The organism is Nitrosomonas communis, assembly GCF_024102715.1.
Classification (GTDB): Bacteria; Pseudomonadota; Gammaproteobacteria; order Burkholderiales; family Nitrosomonadaceae; genus Nitrosomonas; species Nitrosomonas communis_B.
In genome coordinates, this window is record NZ_JAGFJM010000011.1 from 1 (window position 1) to 4,158 (window position 4,158).

Below are 4,158 nucleotides of genomic sequence, written 5' to 3' on the forward strand. Positions count from 1 at the left end.
ACATACACATCAGGCAACGCGCTCAAGGACTGTTCAATTTTCTGCTTCACCTGATTCCAATCCAGGCCGCCTAACCCACACCCTAGCGGGGGAATGGCAATCGATTGAATGTGCTTTTCCCTTATGGTGGCTGCCAGCGCCTCAAGACCAGAATCAATATCTTCCATGCGGCTAGCACCACGCCAGTGGCGCTTGGTAGGGAAGTTAATGATATAACGTGGGTTGGCGAGCTGCTGGGTAGCAAACACAAACAGCTTGCCTGGTTGAACTTCGTTATTCTTGCAAGCCGCTGCATAGGCTTTGAAATTTTCCGGCCAAGCTTTCTTGAACTGCAACGCAATACCACGCCCCATCACACCTACACAATTGACAGTATTAACGATGGCTTCTACATCAGCTTGCAAAATGTCACCACGCGTAAATTTAATCATTTCCGGCCTCCTCAGTAATACCATGCAGGCTCAATTGTCACCGGTGGGCGGTATTGCGCCACTTTTAGAATATTCATCACATGTTGATACGTTTGTTACGAATGGACGCCAATTAATTCTACCAAATGCCAAGGGAAACTGCCTTCCATTAGGAACTCCGCCTGCTTACCTTCTTTACAGCTCTGCCATTGAGTAGTCTGAATGGCTTGCCAGTCTAGCTCATTTAACTGAGCAAGCTCACAGCGATCTTCAAAAAAGTAAGAGCCCGCGTTTGATAGTGTGAAAACCCACTTGCGTTGTTGCTGCTGTGCCCATGTGACGCTCGCGTGCAAATCTGCCTGCAGATGCAAAATCGGCCCTTGCCCGCCACGATACGCCAGTTCAGGATGATTGGCTTGGTGAATTAAATACAACATGATAGACCGGGGACAAAAATAAAACGGTACACAATCTCCCACATGCAAGTTTGGGTAACTTGTAAGTGTCTTTTGCAAACGGCGCTGTTTAATACTGTTCATCCCGATCGTCGTACCAGCGGCATTTTGCACCGCAATTTTGGCATCACATAATAACGCGCCCACAGCGATGATTGAGGCAAGCCGGTCAATATGAACGTTATGATAAATCTTGGGATTGGGAGGAACGAGCATGCATGGCCCCATTCAGGAAGCATTTTCAAAAAAATCTATCTTAGCTTTGGAATAGGCCACCATGATGTCTTCCAGGGTAAGGTTTTGCCCGCCGGTAAACGTTGCCTGATGGCTCATGCTCATTCCGTTGCTGATTGAACCGTGACCTGGCCGTTCATGAGCATGGGGAGAAGCCAGTCGCGTAGAGCGTTAAGCGTTCTGTTTTCTTTTTCGAGCATCAAATGCTTATTAAATATCGGATCGATAAATTGGTCTGCTTGTTTCAGAAGATCCAACTGTGGTAAACATATTTTCGCTTGCTTGAGATGATCTAGCGTAATATGACCCATTGTTGTTTTTCTTAATTCGGCCATCATTTTGAAATGCTTCAAATAATTCAATAGCTCGAAATAGTAGAAAGTTTTAGGGTATTTGTCAGAGGTAACTTTAAAGATATGTTGATTTAAAGCGCCACGACCTTGAGACCAAATTTTGACATCTAGGGTTGCTGACCATGAAAATAGAACATCACCATCATTAACTATTGCTTCTATTGGAAGATCAGTACGAGCTTTTTCTGTGCTCTCAGAAAATCCCTCATTCATTTCCCTAATTTTTATTACTGGCAAATACTCTTCGCCAGTTGGCCGATACTTTTGCATGGCAAGGCCATTAAAGTATTTTGCAATATTCCAAAGGGAACATACTTCCCATCCCTCCGGTATTTCCCGTTTTAGGGTTGGGTTGTAGACCATTTTGCCGCCCGAGGTTTTGTAGGGTTTGCCGTTGGCGTCAGGCTTGCCCTGAGCGAAGTCGAAGGGAAAGTCGAACTGTACAAACCAGTAATCGTACAAGCACTTCGCCATCGCTTCCAGCTCGGCGTTGATGCGGTTGTTGAGTTCGATTTTGGTGTCTATTGCACGTAGAACAGAGGCTATTTTTATTTGTTCACTTTCATTTGGAAACTTAAACTCAACTTGTTTCAAGCCTATCCCTGTCAAATGCTTGATGGTAGAGCCAATGAAATATTTGCTTAGCTCTCCTGTACGCCCTGCTAGTAGCATACGATAGTACAAAAAATCAGCACTAAACCCAGGCTTTACTCGTAGTCGATGCAGCGCTTTTTGAATTTTCATGTTTGGCATCTGATTTCGCCAAACAGCACATCGCCCTGGTTCGCCTCCCTCACAAATGACTAAATCACCATAAACCAACCCATACCTGTCTTGTTCGTTATCCTCAAAGCGCATTTTCTGTAAGTTTTCCAAAGAAAAGTCGCCCCAACGTACATTCAAATTTGCCAAATATGGCTGAAACGAGCCTTTATTCTTCTCTTGATCGAGCATCTTACCTAAGCATGAGTCCGAGATTTCTCCCAGAGTACACTTTGTCCAATTACTCATACTTCAACCCTGCCAACTGCTTTTTAATCTCCGCTTCCAACTCGCGTGACTTGTTAAACAAGCTTTCCAGATTGTCGCTAAAGCCTTTCATTTTGGCGGAAAACTGTTCTGGCGTGATATCGACATATTCGATTTTGACATCAAAATACTGACCGGCACTGAGCGAGTAATTTTTGTCTTCGATTTGCTCGTAACCGACCACCACCGAGAAATCTTCTTCCTGTCGCTGGCCGTTAAACACATCGATGATGCGCTGTTCTTCTTCTGGGGTTAGTACGGTTTTCTGGTTTTTGCCGTCCTTGATTTTTTCGCCCAGGTTCGAGGCATCGATCAATACCACCTCGCCTTTATTGCTGGCGTCGATAAACAGAATCGACACGTTGGTGCCAGTGGTGGCGAAGATATTGCTCGGCATCGACACCACACCGGCCAGCATTCTGTGTTTGACCAGATGTTCGCGAATGCCTTTGTCGATGCCGGTCTGGGCGGTGATAAAACCAGTCGGCACCACCACCGCCGCCTTGCCGCCGGGCTTGAGCGAGATAATGATGTGCTGTAGGAACAATTGGTAAATTTCCATCTTGTCCGTGGCCTTGGCTTTCACCTTGGGGATGCCAGCAAAGAAACGCTCCTTGTTGATCTTGGTATCCAGCTCGTTGCGGTAATCGCTGAAATCCATCTTGAATGGTGGGTTGGAGACGATGTAATCGAAGCGTTTCAGCTCGCTGCCATCCTTATGATAGGGATGCAGCAGGGTGTTGCCCTGAATAACATTGGGGATGGAGTGCACCAGGTTGTTCAGGATCAGGTTGAGGCGCAGCAGGTTGGACGATTTTTGCGAAATGTCCTGGGTGTAAATGCTGCAACGGTTTTCGCCGATGGCATGGGCCACATTCATCAATAAGGTGCCGGAACCGGCGGAAGGGTCATAGACGCTGACGTTTTTGATTTTGCCTTGCTGTTCCTCGGGCACCAGAATCGCCGCCATGATGCGAGCGACCGCGTGCGGCGTGTAGTATTCCGCGTATTTGCCGCCGCTGTTGCTGTTGTAATCTTTGATCAGATATTCAAAGAGGGTGGCGTAGAAGTCGAATTTTTGCGTAAAGATGCGCTCGAAGCTGAACTCCCCCAGTTTGTTGATGATGGCGCGGCAGAAGGCATCGCGTCTGGATTCGTCGGCGATGTATTGGCTGAGCCGGTCGAACAGCACCACCTTGGCGCCGCCGTCAGTCTTGACCGCGAACACGTCGTTATTGCTGATCGCGATGTCCATCAGGGTATCGTCAAACAGCTTGGCGAAATCCGGCGCATTCTGCTGGTTGAACAGATAATTGATGAAATGGGTGGGTTTCAACCGTGCGGTATCCGCGCCCATTTGTAATTGCAGCATTTCCAGATCGTCTTCACTCAGCGCAGCCAAGGCTTCTTCCCATTTGTCCGCTTTGGCGAGGGATGGGTCGATTTTCTTGGCTTCAAACGCGAATTTATCGTTTAGAAACTTGTACAAAAAGGTTTGGGTGATGATTTTGAATTCGTTGCCATCGTTGCCCAAGCCATAATTGGCGCAAATGCTTTTCAGGCTGTCGATCAGGGTTTTGGTTTTTTGTTGGAACTCCAGTTCTACCACACACGTGCTCCGGTATTAAATTCTTTCAAGTATTCCGCGACGACCAGATGATTGATATAACGCGAGGC

At 47.0% G+C, this 4,158-nt stretch carries 4 protein-coding genes; all 4 read right to left on the reverse strand.

Going from position 1 to position 4,158, the window contains the following annotated elements:
- Nucleotides 1–431 (reverse strand): macro domain-containing protein (locus J5I83_RS01690; RefSeq protein ID WP_304052785.1); only part of this gene is annotated, 431 nt, incomplete at its 3' end.
- Between the two features lie 95 nt (nt 432–526).
- Complete coding sequence (locus tag J5I83_RS01695; protein ID WP_304052787.1) at nt 527–1,081, reverse strand: DUF4433 domain-containing protein; 555 nt, start codon at nt 1,079–1,081, stop codon at nt 527–529.
- 119 nt (nt 1,082–1,200) lie between these two features.
- Complete coding sequence (locus J5I83_RS01700; protein WP_304052789.1) at nt 1,201–2,463, reverse strand: restriction endonuclease subunit S; 1,263 nt, start codon at nt 2,461–2,463, stop codon at nt 1,201–1,203.
- Nucleotides 2,456–4,090: a class I SAM-dependent DNA methyltransferase gene (locus J5I83_RS01705; protein ID WP_304052791.1), complete on the reverse strand. Its 1,635-nt coding sequence runs from the start codon at nt 4,088–4,090 to the stop codon at nt 2,456–2,458. The genes J5I83_RS01700 and J5I83_RS01705 overlap by 8 nt, the downstream gene beginning before the upstream one ends.
- Nucleotides 4,091–4,158 lie beyond the last annotated feature (68 nt).